18 protein-coding genes and 3 pseudogenes are annotated in these 20,853 nt (G+C 52.2%); 9 read left to right on the top strand and 12 right to left on the bottom strand.

The window, feature by feature from the left end; translation table 11 throughout:
* Positions 1-106 precede the first annotated feature (106 nt).
* Together ACD630_RS01320 and ACD630_RS01315 are read left to right on the top strand one after the other, a co-directional pair.
* A complete protein-coding gene (locus tag ACD630_RS01320; protein WP_430357869.1) occupies positions 107-334 on the top strand; it encodes a KilA-N domain-containing protein in 228 nt (75 codons plus the stop codon).
* Between the two features lie 84 nt (positions 335-418).
* Complete coding sequence (locus ACD630_RS01315) at positions 419-1,459, top strand: IS481 family transposase (protein WP_430357868.1); 1,041 nt, start codon at positions 419-421, stop codon at positions 1,457-1,459.
* Positions 1,460-1,498: 39 nt separating this feature from the next.
* Here ACD630_RS01315 and ACD630_RS01310 read toward each other — a convergent pair whose 3' ends face one another.
* Positions 1,499-2,383: a hypothetical protein gene (locus tag ACD630_RS01310; protein ID WP_430357867.1), complete on the bottom strand. Its 885-nt coding sequence runs from the start codon at positions 2,381-2,383 to the stop codon at positions 1,499-1,501.
* Here ACD630_RS01310 and ACD630_RS01305 point away from each other — a divergent pair.
* On the top strand, positions 2,375-2,536 hold the full coding sequence (locus tag ACD630_RS01305) for a hypothetical protein (RefSeq protein ID WP_430357866.1): 162 nt from the start codon (positions 2,375-2,377) through the stop codon (positions 2,534-2,536). The genes ACD630_RS01310 and ACD630_RS01305 overlap by 9 nt on opposite strands.
* On the opposite strand, the pseudogene ACD630_RS01300 reads toward ACD630_RS01305, so the two are convergent.
* From ACD630_RS01300 to ACD630_RS01280, 5 genes and pseudogenes are all read right to left on the bottom strand, one after another.
* Positions 2,509-2,970 (bottom strand): annotated as a pseudogene (locus tag ACD630_RS01300) (lipoate--protein ligase); the annotation flags it as partial. The gene ACD630_RS01305 and the pseudogene ACD630_RS01300 sit on opposite strands and share 28 nt — an antisense overlap.
* Before the next feature lie 108 nt (positions 2,971-3,078).
* Positions 3,079-3,546: an NlpC/P60 family protein gene (locus ACD630_RS01295; RefSeq protein ID WP_430357865.1), complete on the bottom strand. Its 468-nt coding sequence runs from the start codon at positions 3,544-3,546 to the stop codon at positions 3,079-3,081.
* A gap of 58 nt (positions 3,547-3,604) precedes the next feature.
* Positions 3,605-3,817, bottom strand: a complete 213-nt coding sequence (locus ACD630_RS01290) for a hypothetical protein (protein WP_430357864.1) — start codon at positions 3,815-3,817, stop codon at positions 3,605-3,607.
* Between the two features lie 15 nt (positions 3,818-3,832).
* The gene (locus ACD630_RS01285; RefSeq protein WP_430357863.1) at positions 3,833-4,192 is read right to left on the bottom strand and encodes a hypothetical protein; all 360 of its coding nucleotides are present in this window, start codon (positions 4,190-4,192) and stop codon (positions 3,833-3,835) included.
* Between the two features lie 15 nt (positions 4,193-4,207).
* Complete coding sequence (locus tag ACD630_RS01280) at positions 4,208-5,029, bottom strand: IS630 family transposase (RefSeq protein ID WP_430357862.1); 822 nt, start codon at positions 5,027-5,029, stop codon at positions 4,208-4,210.
* Here ACD630_RS01280 and ACD630_RS01275 point away from each other — a divergent pair.
* A complete protein-coding gene (locus ACD630_RS01275; RefSeq protein WP_430359838.1) occupies positions 5,021-5,995 on the top strand; it encodes an IS481 family transposase in 975 nt (324 codons plus the stop codon). The genes ACD630_RS01280 and ACD630_RS01275 overlap by 9 nt on opposite strands.
* A 222-nt stretch (positions 5,996-6,217) precedes the next feature.
* Here the strand turns inward: ACD630_RS01275 and cobB are convergent, their stop codons facing one another.
* The gene (gene cobB, locus ACD630_RS01270; protein WP_430357861.1) at positions 6,218-7,048 is read right to left on the bottom strand and encodes a Sir2 family NAD+-dependent deacetylase; all 831 of its coding nucleotides are present in this window, start codon (positions 7,046-7,048) and stop codon (positions 6,218-6,220) included.
* Positions 7,049-7,243: 195 nt separating this feature from the next.
* Positions 7,244-7,957, bottom strand: a pseudogene (locus ACD630_RS01265) (ROK family protein); the annotation flags it as partial.
* 73 nt (positions 7,958-8,030) lie between these two features.
* On the opposite strand from ACD630_RS01265, the gene ACD630_RS01260 reads away from it, so the two are divergent.
* Genes ACD630_RS01260 through ACD630_RS01250 form a run of 3 tightly spaced genes read left to right on the top strand, consistent with a single transcriptional unit; the run spans position 8,031 to position 8,844 of the window.
* The gene (locus ACD630_RS01260; protein WP_430357860.1) at positions 8,031-8,462 is read left to right on the top strand and encodes a hypothetical protein; all 432 of its coding nucleotides are present in this window, start codon (positions 8,031-8,033) and stop codon (positions 8,460-8,462) included.
* Positions 8,450-8,767, top strand: a complete 318-nt coding sequence (locus tag ACD630_RS01255; RefSeq protein WP_430357859.1) for a transposase — start codon at positions 8,450-8,452, stop codon at positions 8,765-8,767. The genes ACD630_RS01260 and ACD630_RS01255 overlap by 13 nt, the downstream gene beginning before the upstream one ends.
* Positions 8,692-8,844: a hypothetical protein gene (locus ACD630_RS01250; RefSeq protein ID WP_430357858.1), complete on the top strand. Its 153-nt coding sequence runs from the start codon at positions 8,692-8,694 to the stop codon at positions 8,842-8,844. Before ACD630_RS01255 ends, ACD630_RS01250 begins: the two co-directional genes overlap by 76 nt.
* 2 nt (positions 8,845-8,846) lie before the next feature.
* Here the strand turns inward: ACD630_RS01250 and lolE are convergent, their stop codons facing one another.
* The 3 genes from lolE to lolC are packed head-to-tail and all read right to left on the bottom strand — an operon-like array spanning position 8,847 to position 11,993.
* A complete protein-coding gene (lolE, locus tag ACD630_RS01245) occupies positions 8,847-10,094 on the bottom strand; it encodes a lipoprotein-releasing ABC transporter permease subunit LolE (protein WP_430357857.1) in 1,248 nt (415 codons plus the stop codon).
* Entirely contained in the window at positions 10,091-10,798 is a 708-nt protein-coding gene (gene lolD / locus ACD630_RS01240) for a lipoprotein-releasing ABC transporter ATP-binding protein LolD (protein ID WP_430357856.1), read from the bottom strand. Before lolD ends, lolE begins: the two co-directional genes overlap by 4 nt.
* Positions 10,791-11,993 (bottom strand): lipoprotein-releasing ABC transporter permease subunit LolC, encoded by a 1,203-nt coding sequence (gene lolC / locus ACD630_RS01235; protein WP_430357855.1) that lies wholly within the window; start codon positions 11,991-11,993, stop codon positions 10,791-10,793. The genes lolD and lolC overlap by 8 nt, the downstream gene beginning before the upstream one ends.
* A gap of 136 nt (positions 11,994-12,129) precedes the next feature.
* On the opposite strand from lolC, the gene mfd reads away from it, so the two are divergent.
* Both mfd and ACD630_RS01225 read left to right on the top strand, forming a co-directional pair.
* Entirely contained in the window at positions 12,130-15,579 is a 3,450-nt protein-coding gene (gene mfd / locus ACD630_RS01230; RefSeq protein ID WP_430357854.1) for a transcription-repair coupling factor, read from the top strand.
* 215 nt (positions 15,580-15,794) lie between these two features.
* Positions 15,795-16,717, top strand: a pseudogene (locus ACD630_RS01225) (IS256 family transposase); the annotation flags it as partial.
* Positions 16,718-17,076: 359 nt separating this feature from the next.
* On the opposite strand, the gene rne reads toward ACD630_RS01225, so the two are convergent.
* The gene (gene rne / locus ACD630_RS01220) at positions 17,077-20,424 is read right to left on the bottom strand and encodes a ribonuclease E (protein ID WP_430357853.1); all 3,348 of its coding nucleotides are present in this window, start codon (positions 20,422-20,424) and stop codon (positions 17,077-17,079) included.
* Positions 20,425-20,853 lie beyond the last annotated feature (429 nt).

Genomic DNA, 20,853 nt, shown 5'->3' with positions numbered 1-20,853 from the left:
GATCCTCCTGTGTTAAGCCAAGTGTAAGCGATCTGACCGCCAAACTGCAAAATTTTACCCGTTAGTCCTATGATAACCATATCCGTTTAACTATGGAGAAATTGTTATGTCTAAATTAGTTGTCATTGAAAATACCGTCGTCCGTCAGGATGCTTTCGGGCGTTACTGCCTGAATGACCTGCACCGCGCCGCCGTTGCACAAGGTAAAGCGACAGAATCGCAACGACCTTCAAATTTTTTACGTACTGAAGGGATCGCGGCATTTGTTCAATCTTTGAGCAATGCTCAAAAAAGAGCTTCGGTTAATGTCATTAAATGTATTAGTCGCGACTAGATCTGACACTGGACCTTGAAAGGTTGAGAGTTACCGGTTTTGATATGGGTGTCTAATCCTTAAACAAAACGCGAGGTAACTCTCATGCTTCATACTAACAATCCCATTATCAAACACAAAGCCGGCCTGCTCAATCTCGCCGAAGAACTCGGTAACGTATCAAAAGCCTGCAAGAGCATGGGCGTGTCAGGCGATACATTTTACCGTTATCAGGAACTGGCTGCTGAAGGCGGCATTGATGCGCTGGTTAACCAGAACCACCGGGTTCCGAACCTGAAGAACCGCGCCGACGAAGCCACTGAACGCGCGGTTGTTGATTATGCTATTGAGTTCCCGCCCCATGGGCAGCACCGGACCAGTAATGAGCTGCGTAAAAAAGGCGTGTTTATCTCCGGCAGCGGCGTGCGCTCCATCTGGCAACGACACGACCTGGAGAACTTCCGTAAACGCCTGAAGGCGCTTGAGGAAAAGGTCGCCAGAGAAGGCATTGTCCTTACCGACGCTCAAATCGCAGCCCTGGAGAAGAAGGCGCACGATGATGAGGCCTGCGGTGAAATCGAGACGGCACATCCCGGGTATCTGGGCTCGCAGGACACCTTCTACGTGGGCAATCTGAAGGGGGTGGGCCGTATCTACCAGCAGACGTTCGTGGATACGTACTCGAAAGTGGCACACTGCAAGCTGTATACGAATAAAACACCGCTCACCGCCGCCGACCTGCTCAATGATAGCGTACTCCCGTTCTACGAGGCTCAGGGACTGCCGGTGCTGAGAATACTGACCGACAGGGGTACGGAGTACTGTGGTAAAGTGGAGCAGCATGATTATCAGCTTTATCTGGCTATCAACGATATCGAGCATACGAAAACGAAGGCGATGTCTCCGCAGACGAACGGCATCTGCGTGCGCTTCCATAAAACCATTTTGAAGGATTTTTATCAGGTTACGTTCCGCAAGAAGTTATATGGAGACCTGGAAAGCCTGCAGGTAGATCTGGACAACTGGTTGTGGCATTACAATACTGAGCGAACTCATCAGGGAAAAATGTGCTGCGGGCGTACGCCGATGGCCACTTTACTCGATGGAAAACGGATCTGGGCAGAAAAGAATCTGAACCAGATGTAATCTGACAGACACCTGTATAAATAATCGGTAACTGTCAGATCAGGTCTGAGCTAGTACAACTAATCTGAGTGTCAGAGCTACGCCTGGCTGAACTTTCACTCGCCGTCCGGTGCTCTTGTCTTTCCGCTTCGGTTTTGCTGTTCGCGTTATGATCACGGATGTTTCCCCGATCTCCATATTGGCTTTTTTCCCTTTCCAGCCAACCTGTCCGTTTGCGATAAATGGCAGATCGTCTGCAATTTCACCAATTTTACGGGTGTCACCGCCCCACTCGGCCCGATGCCCTTCCTTTCCTCGGATAAGCCAACATATTCCCTGGGAGCTTAATGTGCGCATATGCCCGATAGAGTCACCTTCACGGTCAATGAGATGAATTAACTTCTTCCCGGTATCAAGAGACTCAACGCGGGCGATATCAGCCGTCAAAGCATCCATATGAGTCAGACTCTCAGACAAGCCCTCGGTTAGCGTTGAACGACAACCCGCCCTATCGGTTAGAGTTTGAGACAGGGGCGCTATTGGTAAACCATTTGCAGCATCAAGCAGTAGGCGGGTTTGTAGTTCATAACCGACGTCGCCACCATGCGTCATTTTCAAACGTTCTTCTTTCCCATTGTGGGTATGAAACTGTAAATGAGACCAGTCGTGAACGACGGGAGCGTATGGATGCGGGCTAAGTGCAACCTGCCGGAGAGCCAGCGAAATAATCGGTTCATTGAGCTGACTGAAGCTAATACGTTCATTATTAAAAAAACGCCAAACGGCCTGAGTAGTGGCGAATGTTGTTTTCTGCGCGCAGGCAAGGTCTTTAACGGCTGACGCCAATGGTGCTGGGGGAGTCATGTGTTGGTTAACCAGACGCTGATAACGCCGGTTAAGGCGGGCATCAATCCCGCCGATGGATAAGTTGAGATCATGCAGCAACGTAATAGCAGATATTGCAAAAGATGTGTAGATATAGCCAACCGACTTAAAAATGATTACAGCAAATGCCCTGATATGTGGAAAAAAATACAGCTAATTGTTATCAAGATAATGTCGCTTGGCTATAATTTCTTCACATCCGGGTTGAGGTAATTTGCCAAACGTGAAAGATCGGCATTGAGCAACAGCGTACCGTGGTGAAAGCCACGATCCTTGGTTTCCCGGTAGGTAGACCCCGAAACCTTACGTTCACCGTCAGGCGTATCCACCACCAGATCGTTACGCCCCGAAGCCGCTACGCCTAGCGCGGTCAGCGCATTAAGAATGATGGCGGTTGAAACGCTTTTATCGTAACCCTGTTTTCCGTCCATAAAGGTAAAGCAGGTGTTGCCCAAATCGTGGAAAACGGCGCCGCCACCGCTGCTGCGACGCGCCAGCTTGATGCCATCCTCCTCCATCTTGCGCGTGTTGCACTCTTTCCACGGGTTTTGCGCCAGACCAATCACCACGGTTTCCGCATTGCGCCAGAGAAACAGCACGTGCTGCGTGGGTGACATTTTGTGAAAGATGCACTCTTCGACGGCCAGATTAAACTAGGGATCGTAAGAGTCAGACAGCAACAAACGGAGTGAAGACATTGAGGCTCCATGCGCAAACGACCTGCCGACATCGGCAGCCGTTACTTGAGAGTGGAATCAGATTCGGCGCGCCTGCCAGTAGGCCCGCTTCCAGTAGACGTTATCCAATGACGATCGCATTACACCCTGGCTGGTCGAGGCGTGAATAAACTGATCGTCTTTATCATAAATACCCACATGCAATCCGCTGCTGCCGCTGCCGGTTTTGAAAAACACCAAATCACCTGGCAACAGGTCGTCCCGGTCAATGCGGGAACCCAATTCCGTTTGCGCCTCGGTGGTACGCGGCAGTTGCATACCGAAACGATCGCGAAAGGTTAAATAGACAAAGCCAGAGCAATCGATGCCACGGTGATCCAGCCCGCCATAGCGATACGGCGTGCCACGCCACTGCGTGAGCTGTTCATTAAGTTGGCTTATCACCATGATGGAGTCGAGCAGACGCGAATTAGGCGGTGGAGCGCGGTGGCTGCTGCACCCAACCAAAAACAAACTTGCGATCAGCAACCCCTGAATCAAACGCATCTGCGGTATCCTGCGAGTATCGGTTCGTTTTGTTGTTCACCGCGCCCTGCGGAGAATGTCACGCTATCAGAATGATATTACAGCCTAATTTAGCGTTGATTTCACTGTTTTGGCAAGCCTGACGCGGTAAATGACCGGTTACTTGGACACCGGCACCAACCAGTCGCTCTCGCCAACGCGATGACGCTGGAAGTCTATAGCCAAGCGACATTATTTTGATAACAATCAGCTGTATTTTTTTGCCACATATCAGGGCATTTGCTGTAATCATTTTTAAGTCGGTTGGCTATATGCCAAAAACCGGGGCCAGTCGTTCAGGCTGCATGACGCCTGCTGCGTCGCCAGCATCAATCAATTTACCTTTTGAAATCAAACATATATCATCATCCTGCTGTAAGCTATGATTTAAATCATGAGCGCTGGCTAGCACAATCAACCCTACCTGACACAACACTTTCAGCATGGCATCAAGCGCCACGCGTTGCGCTACGTCCAGACCAGTGGCGGGCTCATCGAGCACCAACAGGCGAGCATAAGGATTCAGCGAAGGCCATGCCTGTAAGAATACGGCGGCAAGATGTACACGTTGCCACTCGCCGCCGGACAGCTCCGTCAACGGACGCGTCAATTTATCCGTTATAGCCAAGCGACTTAATTTTGATTACATCATATGGACTGAGAACAAAATCTCTGTATCGCAACCACTCTCTCTTTTTTTGCTTTTTGCTTGTGCCCATTTATGCTCAATGGGGTTAAGATCTGGCGAATATGTAGGCAAATACTCCAGCATATACCCTGCATCGATGATGACTTGTTGAATATTATGTTTTTTGTGAAAAGTTGCATTGTCCATCACGATTACACTGTTTTTAGGGAGTACTGGGATAAGGACTTGTGTGACCCAGGAATAGAAAACATCGCTGTTAATATTGATATCAAATAATCCGATAGCAAACAGCGTTGTGCCTAATAACGCGCCGATAACATTTGTTTTTCCCTTGGCTCCCCCGTTCTTCAGGCCAAAACACCGTTGACCTTTTGGGGAATAGCCGTGAGTCCGTGGGGTATCGTGTGGAAAACCACTTTCATCAATAAAAACAATAGGCTTACCTTCTTTTTCATACTGTTGTATTTTTTGTTGAAATGCTTGCCGGGCGCTTCCGTCGGCTTTCGGATGACGTAGCGTTTTTTTATAGGTCAATCCCAGCTTTTTAAGAGCTTGCCAAATGGTCTTCTGACAAACGCCAAAACGCTCTGCACGTTCTTTTTGGTAAGCATCTGGATATGGTTCAACATCTTTTATCAACTCGGATTTATCGCTCTTTCGCTGACGCGTGGTCGATGCTTTTGACGCTATTTGATTAATCCAACGCGATACAGAGGCAGGGCCAATCCGAAATTGCTTCGCTGTTTCTCGGATATTCAACCCTTCTTCTTTCCGTGTAGATATAACTTTACCTCTAAAATCAATTGAATAGCTCATTTAAATAATGTAATCAAAATTAAGTCGTTTAGCTATACATTTTACCGTTATCAGGAACTGGCTGCTGAAGGCGGCATTGATGCGCTGGTTAACCAGAACCGCCGGGTTCCGAACCTGAAGAAGCGCGCCGACGAAGCCACTGAACGCGCGCTTGTTGATTATGCTATTGAGTTCCCGCCCCATGGGCAGCACCGGACCAGTAATGAGCTGCGTAAAAAAGGCGTATTTATCTCCGGCAGCGGCGTGCGCTCCATCTGGCAACGACACGACCTTGAGAACTTCCGTAAATGCCTGAAGGCGCTTGAGGAAAAGGTTGCCAGAGAAGGCATTGTCCTTACCGACGCTCAAATCGCAGCCCTGGAGAAGAAGGCGCACGATGATGAGGCCTGCGGTGAAATAGAGACGGCACATCCCGGGTATCTGGGCTCGCAGGACACCTTCTACGTGGGCAATCTGAAGGGGGTGGGCCGTATCTACCAGCAGACGTTCGTGGATACGTACTCGAAAGTGGCGCACTGCAAGCTGTATACGAATAAAACACCGCTCACCGCCGCCAACCTGCTCAATGATCGCGTACTCCCGTTCTACGAGGCTCAGGGACTGCCGGTGCTGAGAATACTGACCGACAGGGGTACGGAGTACTGTGGTAAAGTGGAGCAGCATGATTATCAGCTTTATCTGGCTATCAACGATATCGAGCATACGAAAACGAAGGCGATGTCTCCGCAGACGAACGGCATCTGCGAGCGCTTCCATAAAACCATTTTGCAGGATTTTTATCAGGTTACGTTCCGCAAGAAGTTATATGGAGACCTGGAAAGCCTGCAGGTAGATCTGGACAACTGGTTGTGGCATTACAATAATGAGCGAACTCATCAGGGAAAAATGTGCTGCGGGCGTACGCCGATGGTCACTTTACTCGATGGAAAACGGATCTGGGCAGAAAAGAATCTGAACCAGATGTAATCTGACAGACACCTGTATAAATAATCGGTAACTGTCAGCTCAGGTCTGAGCTAGTACACGTAAACGTAACAGCGAGTATCCCTTGTTCAATGAGTGCATAACGCTATCCTGTACACTGCGGTCACACCCGCAAACTCAACTCTGCTTAACTCGACCGTCATTTCGTGTAGCGTCACTGCACGCCGTTCATCTCGCTAAGGCATTCCAAGTGCCGAGTAGCGATCAAAACGCCACTTTACGCCGCCCTGTCAACCAAGCGCCGACAAACTCTGGCATCACTTCTGTCGCCGCGCCGTAGATTTTTTCATCAAACTTGCTCTCAACCTGACTCGGCTCGAGATTCAGTTCTATGGTGTAAGCACCATGGGTGTGCGCTTCATGAACGAATCCCGCCGCCGGATAAACATGACCGGACGTTCCGATAGCGATGAAATAATCGGCCTGCGCCAGCGCCTGATAGATACGTTCCATACCAAGAGGCATTTCTCGGAACCACACCACGTGTGGGCGCAGTCGCGCGGGAAACTGGCAACAGTGGCAGCGTTCATCAGCAGCGATATCACCGGTCCAGTCGATAACCTGTCCACTCTGGCAACAGCGCACCTTGAGCAATTCACCGTGCATATGAACAACCCGTTGGCTGCCCGCACGCTCGTGCAGGTTATCGATATTTTGCGTCACCAACAGGAAGTTATCTCCGAGCGCCGCCTCAAGATTGGCTAACGCCAGATGCGCTGCGTTGGGCACCACCTCTGGCTGCTGCAACTGCTTACGGCGCGCGTTGTAAAACGCCTGCACCAGTTGCGGATCGCGTTGAAATCCTTCCGGCGTGGCGACATCTTCCACCCGGTGCTCTTCCCACAGACCATCCGCCGCACGAAAGGTGCGGATGCCAGATTCTGCTGAAATCCCCGCGCCGGTCAGAACCACCACGCGCGGGCTTTTTGATTCATTCACCGCCAGATAATCCTTATGGAAAATACGTGAACGCAGACGCTGCTGACGCAGTCGCTTTCCTTGATGAAACCGGATCATCCTTTGACGCGTATGCATGTCTGCTCCTGTGAAAGCTGGGTGGAAAGCGTCTATACCCGTCATACTTCAAGCTGCATGTGCGTTGGCTGCGTCCGCTCACCCGAATCACTTACCTGAGTAAGCTCATCGGGATTCTCTCCCTTGCCGCCTTCCTGCAACTCGAATTATTTAGAGTATAACGCTGCCTGCTTGATTGCCAATAAGCGTTTACCGCTAAAAAAACTGCTGCGAAGAAAAGTGCAGCAGGGCAGCGCCCCGAACGTCACCTGCATCACCATAGTGTGCCTTCTCAATGCGCGGTAAGTGCGCAACCGGCAGCAAATACTCAGGCAACCGCGTCGGGAGAAACTGATAGATCTCGTAGAAGTTAGACAACCCACCGCCCAGCACCAGCAAATGGGGGTCAAACATTGTCAACAGATTCCCCACGCAGGCCGCCAGCACGCTCATATAGCGATCGACGTGCGCCAGCGCGTTTGCTTCACCCGCCCGATAGTGGCGAATAATGCTGACAGCATTAAGACTTTCGCCATAGGTATGCGCATAAAGCTATTCAAAAACTCAGCCAGAAATATAATTTTCAATACAGCAAGATTGACCACAGCCGCATTTCACCCGAGAGATATCCTCCCCCATAATATCCAGTGCATCCACCGGTAGCCGGAAATGGCCGAATTCGCCGGTAATGCCGTTTCGACCATCAATCACTTCGCCGTTAATCACCAGACCACCACCGACACCGGTGCCAAGGATCAGCCCCAACACCACAGGATACTGACGGAATTCACCCTCCCAAGCTTCCGAAAGGGCAAAGCAGCTGGCATCGTTGGTCATGCGCACATCACGCTGCGACAGGCGTTGCAAATCCGCCTGTAGTGGTTTTCCCATGGTTGCAGGCAGGTTAGCAGTAAACAGCGCACCATCATCCCCGCCACGCATATAGCCAAGCGACATTATTTTGATAACAATTAGCTGTATTTTTTTGCCACATATCAGGGCATTGGCTGTAATCATTTTTAAGTCGTTTAGCTATATCGAGCATATGCGCACATTAAGCTCCCAGGGAATATGTTGGCTTATCCGGGGAAAGGAAGGGCATCGGGCCGAGTGGGGCGGTGACACCCGTAAAATTGGTGAAATTGCAGACGATCTGCCATTTATCGCAAACGGACAGGTTGGCTGGAAAGGGAAAAAAGCCAATATGGAGATCGGGGAAACATCCGTGATCATAACGCGAACAGCAAAAGCGAAGCGGAAAGACAAGAACACCGGACGGAGAGTGAAAGTTCAGCCAAGCGTAGCTCTGACACTCAGATTAGTTGTGGTTCGCCTTATAGCCAAACGACTTAAAAATGATTACAGCCAATGCCCTGATATGTGGCAAAAAAATACAGCTAATTGTTATCAAAATAATGTCGCTTGGCTATATTAGGCACAACGCTGTTTGCTATCGGATTATTTGATATCAATATTAACAGCGATGTTTTCTATTCCTGGGTCACACAAGTCCTTATCCCAGTACTCCCTAAAAACAGGGTAATCGTGATGGACAATGCAACTTTTCACAAAAAACATAATATTCAACAAGTCATCATCGATGCAGGGTATATGGTGGAGTATTTGCCTACATATTCGCCAGATCTTAACCCCATTGAGCATAAATGGGCACAAGCAAAAAGCAAAAAAAGAGAGAGTGGTTGCGATACAGAGATTTTGTTCTCAGTCCATATGGTGTAATCAAAATTAAGTCGCTTGACTATACATGGCTCACTCCTCTGTGGCTGAATAGGTTATGCGATTGCAAGTGGCCGTAGCGCTATTGCCCGCTTAGCACGCGAGCGGGCTCAATACGGCTGGCGCGCCGCGCCGGATACCAACTGGCCAGCAAGCTCAACACCACGGCGGTGAGCAGTACCAAAACCACATCCATCATGTGCAATTCTGACGGCAGAAAATCGATAAAATAGATATCGCCCGACAGAAAATGGTGTCCGGTCAGCGATTCAATCCCGTGCATGATCACACTCAGCTGTAACGTCGCCACCACCCCGATCACGGCACCGATCACACAGCCAAGCAGACCTGCCAGTAGTCCATACCAGATGAAAATGGCACGGATCAGCCTGTCGCTCGCCCCCAAGGTGCGCAATACGGCAATATCGCTGCTTTTGTCTTTCACCGCCATCACCAGCGTGGAAACAATGTTAAAACAGGCAACGCCAATCACCAGTACCATCGCTAAATACATGATAGTCCGAATCATCTGGATGTCGCGGTACATGTAACCGTAGGTGCCAATCCAGTCACGAATATAGATATAGGTGTCGGTCACTTTCCCCGCGTCACGCACCAGTTTGCTGGCGGCAAACACGTCGTCGACCTTGATGGCAATGCCGCTGACATCATCACCCATGTCAAGATACTGCTGCGCGTCAGCCAACGGGATCAACGCCAGACTGTGATCGAGTTGCCCGCTAAGTTGCAGAATACCGCTCACGTGCAGGCGAATGCGCTTCGGCTGCAACAGCTTCATTTGCGGATCGCTATTGGGGATCATCACCGTCACCCAATCCCCGGTTTTCACCTCAAGCGCCTGAGCAACGCCCTTGCCGAGAATAACCTGCTGCTCACCTGCTTTGAAATTGGCCCACGCATTTCCTGTCACAAACGTTGGCAAAGTACTGAGGCGTTGTTCCTGTTGCGGATCGACGCCTTTCATCTGTATCGCGCGCAGTCTGGCACCGCTCTCCAGCAGCCCAGTAAAATGCACATAGGGCGCAGCGGCAACAATACTAGGCACCTGCTCAATTTTAGGCAGCATGTTCTGCCAGCCGGTGAAGGGCGGATTGACCGGTTCCATTTCACCATGAGGCACCACAGCCAAAATACGATTTTTCAATTCACGTTCGAAGCCGTTCATCGCACTGAGGCCGACGATCAGCACCGCCACCCCGAGCGCAATACCGATGGTGGAGATCACCGAAATCAGGGAAACCATGCCACCGCGCCGACGGCCACGGCTAAAACACAGGCCAATCAGCAGGGAGAGCGGGGGAAAACTCATTGCGCGGCTCCCATCAGGGTTAACTCTTGCTGAAGTTGCCCGTCACGCATCTCCAGCTGGCGACGCAAACGCGCAGCCAGCGACAAATCGTGAGTCACCACCAGAAACGCGGTGCTCTGACGCACGTTTAACTCGCCCAGCAGTTCAAAAATGGTATCCGCCGTGCGCTGATCGAGGTTACCCGTAGGCTCATCCGCCAGCACCAGCGACGGGTTATTCACCAACGCGCGGGCGATGGCCACGCGCTGACGTTCCCCGCCGGACAATTCGCTAGAACGGTGCTCGCGCCGTGCATACAGACCCACGGCGGCCAGCATAGCGCGCGCCTGATCCTGCGCCTGCGCAGGCGGCGTGTTGCCAATCAGCAGTGGCATCGCCACATTTTCCAACGCGGTGAAATCCGGCAATAAATGGTGAAACTGGTAGATAAAGCCCAGTTCACGGTTGCGCAGCGCCGATTTAGCGGCGGCGGAGAGCCCACTGAGCGCCTGACCTTTGAAGATAACATCACCCGTGCTGGGCGCATCCAGCCCGCCCAGCAGATGCAACAGGGTACTTTTCCCCGAACCGGAACTACCGACAATCGCCATCATTTCGCCGGCCTGCATGCTGAATGTCACATGATGCAGCACTTCGGTGGACAGCTTCCCTTCTTGGTAGGTCTTGCACAGATCATTACATTGCAACAACAGGGAATCATTCATAGCGTAAAGCCTCTGCGGGATGAACGGCGGCGGCGCGCCAGGAAGGATAAAGGGTAGACAGCAGGGCAACGATCATCGCCACTAGCGCGATGGTCACCACCTGCACCGCATCAATATGAACGGGTAGCGCGGCACCATCCAGCAACAGCCCCAATGCCGGGATCAGCGTATTGATCTGGCTAGCCAACAGCGTACCGAGCACTGCGCCCAGCAGAGCACCAACCACCCCGGCGCTTCCCCCCTGTACCATAAACACCGCCATAATCTGGCGTTGGGTCAGCCCCTGCGTTTGCAAAATGGCCACCTCTCCCTGCTTTTCCATCACCAACAACCCTAACGACGTAATGATATTGAACGCCGCGACGGCGACGATCAGGCTCAACAACAGCCCCATCATATTTTTTTCCATGCGAACGGCCTGAAACAGTTCGCCCTTGCGCTCACACCAATCTTTCATCACCAACCCTTGTGGCACCGGCTGTGCACTGAACGCCACAATATCCAACGGGTTTTCCAGCCACAGGCGCCAACCGGTTATGTGCCCGGTCGGGTAACGCATCAGACGCGACGCATCCTGCTGATTCACCAGCATCTGGTAACCATCCACTTCACTACCTGCGGCAAAGGTACCTGCTACGGTAAACAAGCGCTGACTGGGAATGCGCCCCATTGGCGTGAGTTGACTGGCACCGGTGACCATAATACGCAGTTGTTCAGCACGTTTGACCCCAAGTTGAGAGGCCAACTGCTCGCCAAGGATCACCTGGTATTCACCCGCTTGAAGTTGAGTGAGCGAGGTATTTTTCAAAAAACGCGACAAAGGCTCGGGTTCATCGGGATTAATGCCCAGCATGACTCCGACTGCCACACTGCGCGCGCTTTGCAACACCACTTCACCCGTGGTGATTGGCGCTATGCGCGTTATGCCCTGTAAGGTGCTCAACGATGATGCAGGCAATGCCTGTGGGTCAAGTGAACCGCTCGCTGTGGTCACCACCGCCTGCGGCATCAATCCCAGGATGCTCTCCTCAAGCTCCTGTTCAAATCCGTTCATCACCGACAATACGGTCACCAGCGCCATGACGCCTAACGTGATGCCAATGGCCGATAACCAGGAGACAAATCGCCCAAAGCGATCCGATGCTCGCCCACGCATATAACGCAGGCCAATAAATAAAGCGACAGGTTGATACATGAAATCCGTCTGGATAAGGTTGCTAAAGCAAAGTGATCAAGGATAATAAAGGGTCATATCACTTTATGGAACCCTACCCCGCTTTCTACACTGCTTTTTCTTATGCTGGAACGGGGCAACACCAGATATTCGGAATATGCCTGAAAAAAATCGCTATGCTCTGCCCATAAAAGCGGGTGAACAACGTCTGTTAGGCCAACTAACCGGCGCTGCCTGTGCCGTTGAGTGTGCCGACATCATTGAACGCCACGCCGGGCCGGTTGTACTTATCGCACCCGATATGCAAAACGCGCTGCGGCTACGCGATGAACTTCAGCAGTTTACGGTGCATCCGGTCACCACGTTGTCTGACTGGGAGACGCTGCCTTACGACAGTTTCTCGCCGCATCAAGAGATCATCTCGGCGCGTCTCTCCACACTGTATCACCTCCCTGAAATGACCCGCGGCGTACTGGTGTTGCCAGTCAATACGCTAATGCAGTTGGTGTGCCCGCACACCTTCCTGCACGGCCATGCGTTGATGGTGAAAAAAGGACAACGCCTGTCGCGCGATAAACTGCGCGCGCAGTTGGAGCAGGCAGGCTATCGCAGTGTCGATCAGGTAATGGAACACGGGGAGTTTGCCACGCGCGGTGCGCTGCTGGACCTCTTCCCCATGGGCAGTGAAGAACCCTACCGCATCGATTTTTTCGATGATGACGTAGATAGCCTGCGCGTATTTGATGTTGATAACCAGCGCACGTTGCACGAAGTGGCACAAATCAGCCTGCTACCTGCGCATGAATTTCCTACCGACAAAAATGCCATCGAACGCTTTCGCAGCCAATGGCGCGAAACCTTTGAAGTGCGTCGTGATGCCGAGCATATTTATCAACAGGTCAGCAAAGGCACCTGGCCTGCGGGCATTGAATATTGGCAACCACTGTTTTTTGAACAGCCGCTCAGCACGCTGTTCAGCTATCTCCCCAGCAATACGCTGTTGGTTAATACAGGCGATCTTGAAGCAAGCGCTACCCGCTTTTGGTCCGATATTCAACAACGTTTTGAAAGCCGCCGCGTAGACCCGATGCGTCCTCTGTTAACGCCGGACACCTTGTGGTTGCGAGTCGATGCGTTGTTCAGTGAACTGAAAGCCTGGCCGCGCGTTCAGCTCAGCAAAGAAACGCTGACGGAAAAAGCAGCGCACCGCAACCTCGGTTACCAAACGCTTCCGGACATCGCCATCCAGCATCAGAACAAAGCGCCGCTGGATGCACTGCGACGTTTTTTGGAAGGTTTTACCGGACAGGTGATCTTTTCCGTTGAAAGCGAGGGGCGTCGTGAAACCCTTCAGGAATTACTGGCACGCATCAAACTGGCACCAGCGCCAATTACCCGCTTGGATCAGGCGGACAAACCCGGCGCTTATCTGATTATCGGTGCCAGCGAGCACGGTTTTATCGACACGCTGCGCCAACGCGCCTTGATTTGTGAAAGCGATCTGCTCGGTGAACGCATTGTACGTCGACGTCAGGACAGCCGTCGCACCATTAATACCGATACACTGATCCGCAACTTGGCCGAACTGCATCCGGGCCAGCCGGTGGTGCATCTGGAGCACGGCGTTGGGCGTTACGTCGGCCTCACGACGCTGGAAGCCGGTGGCATCACCGCAGAGTACATGATCCTGACCTACGCAGGGGAAGATAAACTCTATGTTCCGGTTTCGTCATTGCACCTCATCAGCCGTTATTCCGGTGGGGGCGATGAAAATGCACCATTACACAAACTGGGCGGCGATGCCTGGTCACGTGCGCGGCAAAAAGCGGCAGAGAAAGTACGCGATGTGGCAGCCGAACTACTGGATATCTACGCGCAGCGCGCAGCGAAAAGCGGATTTGCCTTTAAGCACGATCGCGAACAATACCAACTTTTCTGCGAGGGGTTCCCATTCGAAACCACACCGGATCAAGCGCAAGCCATCAATGCCGTACTGAGCGATATGTGTCAGCCGCTGGCAATGGACCGGCTGGTATGCGGTGACGTCGGCTTCGGTAAAACCGAAGTTGCGATGCGCACCGCGTTCCTCGCGGTGGAAAACCACAAACAGGTAGCCGTGCTGGTGCCGACCACTCTGCTGGCACAACAGCATTACGACAATTTCCGCGATCGCTTTGCCAATTGGCCCATTCGTATCGAAATGCTCTCCCGTTTCCGCAGTGCCAAAGAACAGACGCAGGTGCTGGAACAAACGCAGGAAGGCAAGGTAGACATTCTGATTGGCACCCACAAACTGCTGCAAAGTGACGTGCACTGGCGCGACCTTGGGCTGCTGATTGTGGATGAAGAGCACCGCTTTGGCGTGCGCCACAAGGAGCGTATCAAAGCGATGCGTGCTAACGTGGATATCCTGACGCTGACCGCCACACCGATCCCACGTACTCTGAACATGGCGATGAGCGGGATGCGCGATCTCTCGATTATTGCCACACCGCCCGCGCGCCGTCTGGCGGTAAAAACCTTTGTTCGCGAATACGATGGCCTGTTGGTGCGTGAAGCGATGCTGCGTGAAATTCTGCGCGGCGGACAGGTTTATTACCTCTACAACGACGTAGAAAACATCGAGAAAGCCGCTCAACGCCTGGCGGAGTTGGTGCCTGAAGCGCGCATCACGATTGGTCACGGCCAAATGCGCGAACGGGATCTGGAACGGGTAATGAGCGATTTCCATCATCAACGTTTTAATGTTCTGGTGTGCACAACCATCATCGAAACCGGCATCGATATTCCCAGCGCCAACACCATCATCATTGAGCGCGCAGACCATTTCGGTTTGGCCCAGTTGCACCAGTTGCGCGGGCGCGTCGGACGTTCGCACCATCAGGCCTATGCTTATCTGCTGACGCCAAATCCGAAGGTGATGAGTACCGATGCGCACAAGCGTCTGGAAGCCATCGCATCACTGGAGGATTTGGGTGCAGGCTTTGCACTGGCAACCCATGATTTGGAGATTCGCGGCGCGGGTGAACTGCTTGGCGAAGATCAAAGCGGGCAAATGACAACCGTCGGTTTTTCACTCTATATGGAACTGCTGGAAAGCGCGGTCGATGCGCTCAAAGCCGGGCGCGAACCCTCTTTGGAAGATCTGATCAGCAGTCGAACCGAGGTGGAATTACGCCTACCGTCCTTGCTGCCGGAGGCCTTTATCCCTGACGTCAACACGCGACTGTCATTCTACAAGCGCATTGCCAGCGCCAAGGACGATAGCGCATTGGAAGAGCTGAAAGTGGAACTTATCGATCGCTTTGGTACCCTGCCGGATGCCACGCGCCATCTGTTGCAGATTGCCGCGCTGCGCCAGCACGCGCAATCGCTGGGCATCAAACGTATCGAGGGCAACGAAAAAGGCGGATTTATCGAGTTCAGTGCCCATAACAGGGTCGATCCTGCACATCTGATTGGCCTGTTACAGAGCGATCCTCGCGTCTATCGTTTGGATGGCCCTACCCGCTTGAAATTTATTAAAGACCTCAGCGAAAGGCCAGAGCGTATCGACTTCATTGCTGGACTTCTGACTGACATGGCTCAGCACACCTTGGCGGCATAAGCCTGCACAGTGGTGACTACTATCGCTTAGCCACCACTGTGTGCGGGGTTGGATATAACGTAAACACACTGCACTAAAACTGACGTTAGGGAGACTATAACGTCAGCAAAAGGCCCATGCTGTATAGCCAAGCGGCATTATTTTGATAACAATTAGCTGTATTTTTTTGCCACATATCAGGGCATTGGCTGTAATCATTTTTAAGTCGGTTGGCTATACCATGGCTGTACCTGCGAGGCATATCCACCGGTGATTTTCACGAAGCCCTGAGGGCGCTTCTCGGTGAAAAAGCTAATGCCCTCTCTGCCAGTACTATCAGCAGACTGAAACAGCAATGGCTTGAAGAGCACAGGCAATGGTGCCTGCGTGATTTAAGCGATACGCGCTACGTTTATTTCTGGGCCGATGGCATATACAGCCATGTCAGGCAAGATGATCGCCTTTGCCTGCTGCTCATTATCGGCGTCACTGAGCATGGACGTAAGGAGCTGCTTGCGGTCGAAGATGTTTATCGAGAGTCAGAAGCAAACTGGGCCGAACTTCTTAATGGCCTGCGAGCACGTGGCCTAACCGTATCTCCGAAGCTGGCTACGGGAGACGGTGCCCTTGGTTTTTGGAATGCAATGGCAAAGATATTCCCGGACACGCAGCACCAACGCTGTTGGGTGCACAAAACCGCTAATGTGTTGGCTTCACACCCCAAAGCCATGCAACCGAAAGTTAAGGCTGAGCTGTGGGAGGTTTGGCTAGCAGAGAGCCGCGATGCCGCTAATGAAGCCTTTGATGTTTTGTTGGCAAGGTTTTCAGCGAAGTATCCTGCAGCGATGAAGAAGCTGGAGAAAGCTCGAGAAGAACTGCTGGCATTCTACGACTTCCCGTCAGAGCACTGGGCGTCAATAAGAACGACAAATCCGATTGAATCGGCTTTTGCGACTGTGAGGCTACGAAGCAGAGGCGCGAAGAACGGTGGTTCGAGAGAAACAACCCTGTCAATGGTATGGTATTTAAGCTGCTCCAGTCAGCTCAGAAAAGCTGGAACCGACTAAGAGGATTTGACCTGCTGACCCTGGTTGTAAGCAACGTCCAATTTAAGGATGGAGAACAAATTCACGAAGCATCAGAGCGGAACGTAGCCTGATCGCCATACACCAGATTTGCTAATAACTCAGATATCACTTTACGTCTAAAATCAATTTAATAGCTCATTTAAATAATGTAATCAAAATTAAGTCGTTTAGCTATAATTCATCATTCAACCCCGGTAGCGTGTCGGAAGAACCGTAATCACATGACAGAATTGACTAACGTAATGAGCAGAATGAAGCCTTACGTGGCGATTTAGTGGGAGGGGATGAAAGAGAAGGCCCAAAAATTGGAGCCTTGATGTTCGATGTGGACGATTTGTGGATAATTGTAGAAATAAATCCTTTTATTTCAGGATGATAAGTCTTAAAGCATCCCCTCCGAAGAGGGGTTTTTTGTGCCTGGATGGCGTATTTACTCAAACGCGGCGGGTTTTGCTGCTGCTGCGGTCGCGTGGTTGACGGCAGAGTGACCACCCGCGCTGCCTTTAACGGCGAACTCGGTGGTCGGGCGTACCCAATCGCTGTGGCGCGGTGCTTCCGCATCGTAGGCTGGCGCAGGCGCTTTGGTCATCGGTGCGGAGGCTGAGTGCTGTTGTTTAGCCATACTGCGTAACGGTTGTACCGCACGAGTCGTGGTCGAAACAGAAGGCTCGGCAAGCACGGGCGCAGGTTCGACAGCGGCAATGGGTGCAACGGTCTCAATCGCGTCGGCTGCTGTCACGGCCGTTTCAGCGGTTTCGACTTCAGTCGTTTCAACTTCAGCAATCGCTGGTGCGGTTTCTTCTGTTGCCTGAGGAATCGCCGCTACTGCGGCGTGTTCCTCAACGGCTTCAACAGGTGCCTGTCCAGCGCTAGCTGCGGGTACCGCTGGTGTTACCACCGGCTGTTCCTCGACAACTGGGCTTTGCTCTGAGGTGGTTTCCGTGCCAGCGACAGGCTCAGTCACTTCTGCATCAGCAACCTCAACGGGTTCTGTTGTTACGACCGCCTCAGGGACTACAGCCTGTTCAACGGTAACAGGTGTTTCGACCGAGTCTTGTGCGACATTTTCAGCTGCAACCGGCGCAGGACTAACCGTGTCGTCTACGAGTGGTGCGCTGACGATGTCCGTTGCAGGTGCTGCAACAGGCTGTATTTGCTCGTCAAGTGCAGCAATGACTGGCAGTGCCACAATGGGTGCTTCGACAGCTGGTGCCAGCTCAGTCGATTGTTCGTCGTTTTGTGCCAATGCAGCCACCGGATAGCGGACCCACACTTTACCGGATGCCATCTCCGGCGAAGCAGAAGCCTGCGCCAACGGCATCGGCGATTGTGTCGGATAACACTCATCACGATAGCGACGACGACGTTGACCACTCACGCGCAGATGACGCGGTGAACGGCGCGAGCGGCGTGGCATATTGGCATCACTACGGCCCGCCTCTGCCTGCTCTGCGTTGGCTTCAGTCTCCGCAGGCGCGTTTGTCACGGCATCCGTCAACAGTGGCAGCGCGTGTTCTGCTACCGGTGCAGGGGATGTTGATGCTTCAACCTGGCTTTCAGCGTGTGCTGCGTCACCGTCAATGATACGCACTTTCTGTGTTAACTGGCGGCGCTGACGGCGCGGCATTACCGGCGTCGGTTTCTCCTGTTCACCCTCATCCTGTGCGCTTTCTTCATCGCGGTTTAGGGCTTTAACATCTTGCTGGGCCTGACGTTTTTCATCCTGACGACGACGTTGACGCTCTGCACGTTGTTCACGACGTTGCTGATCGTCACGTGGTGCTTTTTCTACCGCTTCTTCAACAGGAGCGGCAGATTCTGTCACCGCTGGCGCGTTCTGACGTTTGTTGCGACGCTTCTCATCCCGTGATTCGCGGTTGCTGTCACGGCTTTCTTTGTTACCATCACGGCCGTCACGTGCGCCATCACGTCGATTACGATCGCGACGGTTGCCCGATCCTTGACGACGACCGGAACGACGCTCTTGCCGTTGCTCCGTCGAGGCGGTTTCTTGCGTGTTGGTGCTTTCCGGTTGGCTTTCCGCGCTGGTGAACATGTTTTTCAACGCGCCGAACAGACGGCCAAACAGCCCAAGCGTTGCAGGCGCAGAAACTTGCTCTGGCGCTGTTTTTGTTGCTGGTTTCGGTGTGATTACTGGCGATTCAGGCAAGTCAGGCATGGTGAACGTGGCCAAGGCCGGTTGCTCAGGAATCTTGCGCTCCAGAGATTGCTCTTCCTGAACCTGTTGTGCCTCTGCATCAAGACGCTGCGGCAGCAGATAGCTGAGCGTGGTCTTTTCTTCACCTTTACGCACACGCATAACGTGGTAGTGCGGCGTTTGCATACCATCGTGCGGTACGATAACGGCACGAACGCCACCCTGACGTTTCTCAATGGCATTCACGGCTTCGCGTTTTTCGTTCAGCAGATAAGACGCGATAGGCACCGGTACGATAGCGTGAACTTCCTGGGTGTTCTCTTTCAGCGCTTCTTCTTCAATCAAACGCAGGATAGAGAGCGACAGGGATTCGTTATCACGGATAGTGCCCGTCCCGCTACAGCGCGGACAGACGTGATGGCTGGATTCACCGAGCGACGGGCTCAACCGTTGACGAGACATTTCCAGCAGGCCGAAGCGAGAGATGCGACCAATCTGAATACGGGCGCGATCCTGACGAACGGCATCGCGCAGGCGGTTTTCCACTTCGCGCTGGTGGCGAACCGGGGTCATGTCGATAAAGTCGATAACAATCAAGCCACCGAGGTCACGCAGACGCAACTGGCGGGCGATTTCATCAGCCGCTTCGAGGTTGGCGTTGAAGGCGGTTTCTTCGATATCACCGCCGCGTGTTGCACGGGCCGAGTTGATATCGATCGCCGTCAATGCTTCTGTGGTATCGATGACAATCGAGCCGCCAGAAGGCAAGCGCACTTCACGCTGGAAAGCGGATTCAATCTGCGATTCGATCTGATAGTGGCTGAACAACGGAATTTCACCGCTGTACAATTTGATTTTGCTGCTGAAATCTGGACGGCCCAAGGCAGAAATATGCTCTTTGGCAAGGTCGAGGATTTTCGGGTTATCGATAAGAATTTCACCGATATCCGGGCGTAAATAATCGCGGAATGCGCGAACAATAACATTGCTTTCCTGATGAATCAGGAAAGGGGCAGGGCGACCTTCTGCCGCTTTTTTGATGGCATCCCAGTGTTTCAGACGGAACGCCAGATCCCACTGGAGCGCATCGTCAGATTTGCCGACACCAGCGGTACGCACGATAAGCCCCATGCCATCAGGCAGTTCGAGCGAGCTCAGTGCTTCTTTCAATTCTGTGCGATCGTCGCCTTCAATGCGACGAGAAATGCCACCTGCGCGCGGGTTATTCGGCATCAACACCAGATAGCTGCCCGCCAAGCTGATAAAGGTAGTCAGCGCTGCGCCCTTGTTGCCACGCTCTTCTTTGTCAACCTGAACAATAACTTCCTGTCCTTCGCGCAACACGTCTTTGATGTTGGGACGACCGTGGGAGGCATAGTTACTGGGGAAGTATTCGCGAGCAATCTCTTTTAACGGAAGGAAACCATGTCTTTCTGCTCCGTAATCAACAAAAGCAGCTTCAAGACTGGGTTCGATGCGGGTGATTTTTCCTTTATAGATATTGGCTTTTTTCTGCTCATGGCCTGGGCTTTCAATATCCAGATCGTAGAGACGTTGACCATCAACCAAAGCAACACGCAACTCTTCTTGCTGAGTAGCGTTAATTAACATTCTTTTCATCTTAACTTACTCGTTATTTTTACTTGCATCATTGATAGAGCTACGGACAAAGATGCTGAATGACCGGGTTCACCGATGGCCTCGTGGCTTATCGCAGGGACGTCAACCTCCCGGTTGTCGCTTGCATAGAGGCGCATATTTCGGTAGCCTGTATTTCCTGATGGAAAACAGCACATTTATTGAGGGAACAGCTTCTGAAAAAGGGTCACCAGATCTGATTCCATTTACCGGTCAAGCTGCCATCCGCAGCCCGCTAACTGCTTGATTACGCATTACGTCTTACGCCATTGCTGCGTTTATGCGTTATCAGGCAAATTTGCCTATTTTGCCCTTTCCACTGTTTCAGGAAGATAGGCGGGTAAAACCACAGCATTATTCCATTGCTGGTACTGTTATAGCAAGGTGACTTTATGGATGTGCAACAAGATT

The sequence above is a fragment of the Symbiopectobacterium sp. RP genome (assembly GCF_050472005.1).
Taxonomy (GTDB): Bacteria; Pseudomonadota; Gammaproteobacteria; order Enterobacterales; family Enterobacteriaceae; genus Symbiopectobacterium.
This window is presented reverse-complemented; position numbering and strand designations above follow the sequence as displayed.

Excerpts from the sequence above, each read along its gene's own strand:
- ACD630_RS01320 (WP_430357869.1), top strand. The coding sequence starts at position 107 with ATGTCTAAATTAGTTGTCATTGAAAATACCGTCGTCCGTCAGGATGCT.
- ACD630_RS01315 (WP_430357868.1), top strand. The coding sequence starts at position 419 with ATGCTTCATACTAACAATCCCATTATCAAACACAAAGCCGGCCTGCTC.
- ACD630_RS01305 (WP_430357866.1), top strand. The coding sequence starts at position 2,375 with ATGCAGCAACGTAATAGCAGATATTGCAAAAGATGTGTAGATATAGCC.
- ACD630_RS01295 (WP_430357865.1), bottom strand. The coding sequence starts at position 3,546 with ATGCGTTTGATTCAGGGGTTGCTGATCGCAAGTTTGTTTTTGGTTGGG.
- ACD630_RS01290 (WP_430357864.1), bottom strand. The coding sequence starts at position 3,817 with ATGATTACAGCAAATGCCCTGATATGTGGCAAAAAAATACAGCTGATT.
- ACD630_RS01280 (WP_430357862.1), bottom strand. The coding sequence starts at position 5,029 with ATGAGCTATTCAATTGATTTTAGAGGTAAAGTTATATCTACACGGAAA.
- cobB (WP_430357861.1), bottom strand. The coding sequence starts at position 7,048 with ATGCATACGCGTCAAAGGATGATCCGGTTTCATCAAGGAAAGCGACTG.
- ACD630_RS01250 (WP_430357858.1), top strand. The coding sequence starts at position 8,692 with ATGGGCACAAGCAAAAAGCAAAAAAAGAGAGAGTGGTTGCGATACAGA.
- lolE (WP_430357857.1), bottom strand. The coding sequence starts at position 10,094 with ATGAGTTTTCCCCCGCTCTCCCTGCTGATTGGCCTGTGTTTTAGCCGT.
- lolD (WP_430357856.1), bottom strand. The coding sequence starts at position 10,798 with ATGAATGATTCCCTGTTGTTGCAATGTAATGATCTGTGCAAGACCTAC.
- lolC (WP_430357855.1), bottom strand. The coding sequence starts at position 11,993 with ATGTATCAACCTGTCGCTTTATTTATTGGCCTGCGTTATATGCGTGGG.
- mfd (WP_430357854.1), top strand. The coding sequence starts at position 12,130 with ATGCCTGAAAAAAATCGCTATGCTCTGCCCATAAAAGCGGGTGAACAA.
- rne (WP_430357853.1), bottom strand. The coding sequence starts at position 20,424 with ATGAAAAGAATGTTAATTAACGCTACTCAGCAAGAAGAGTTGCGTGTT.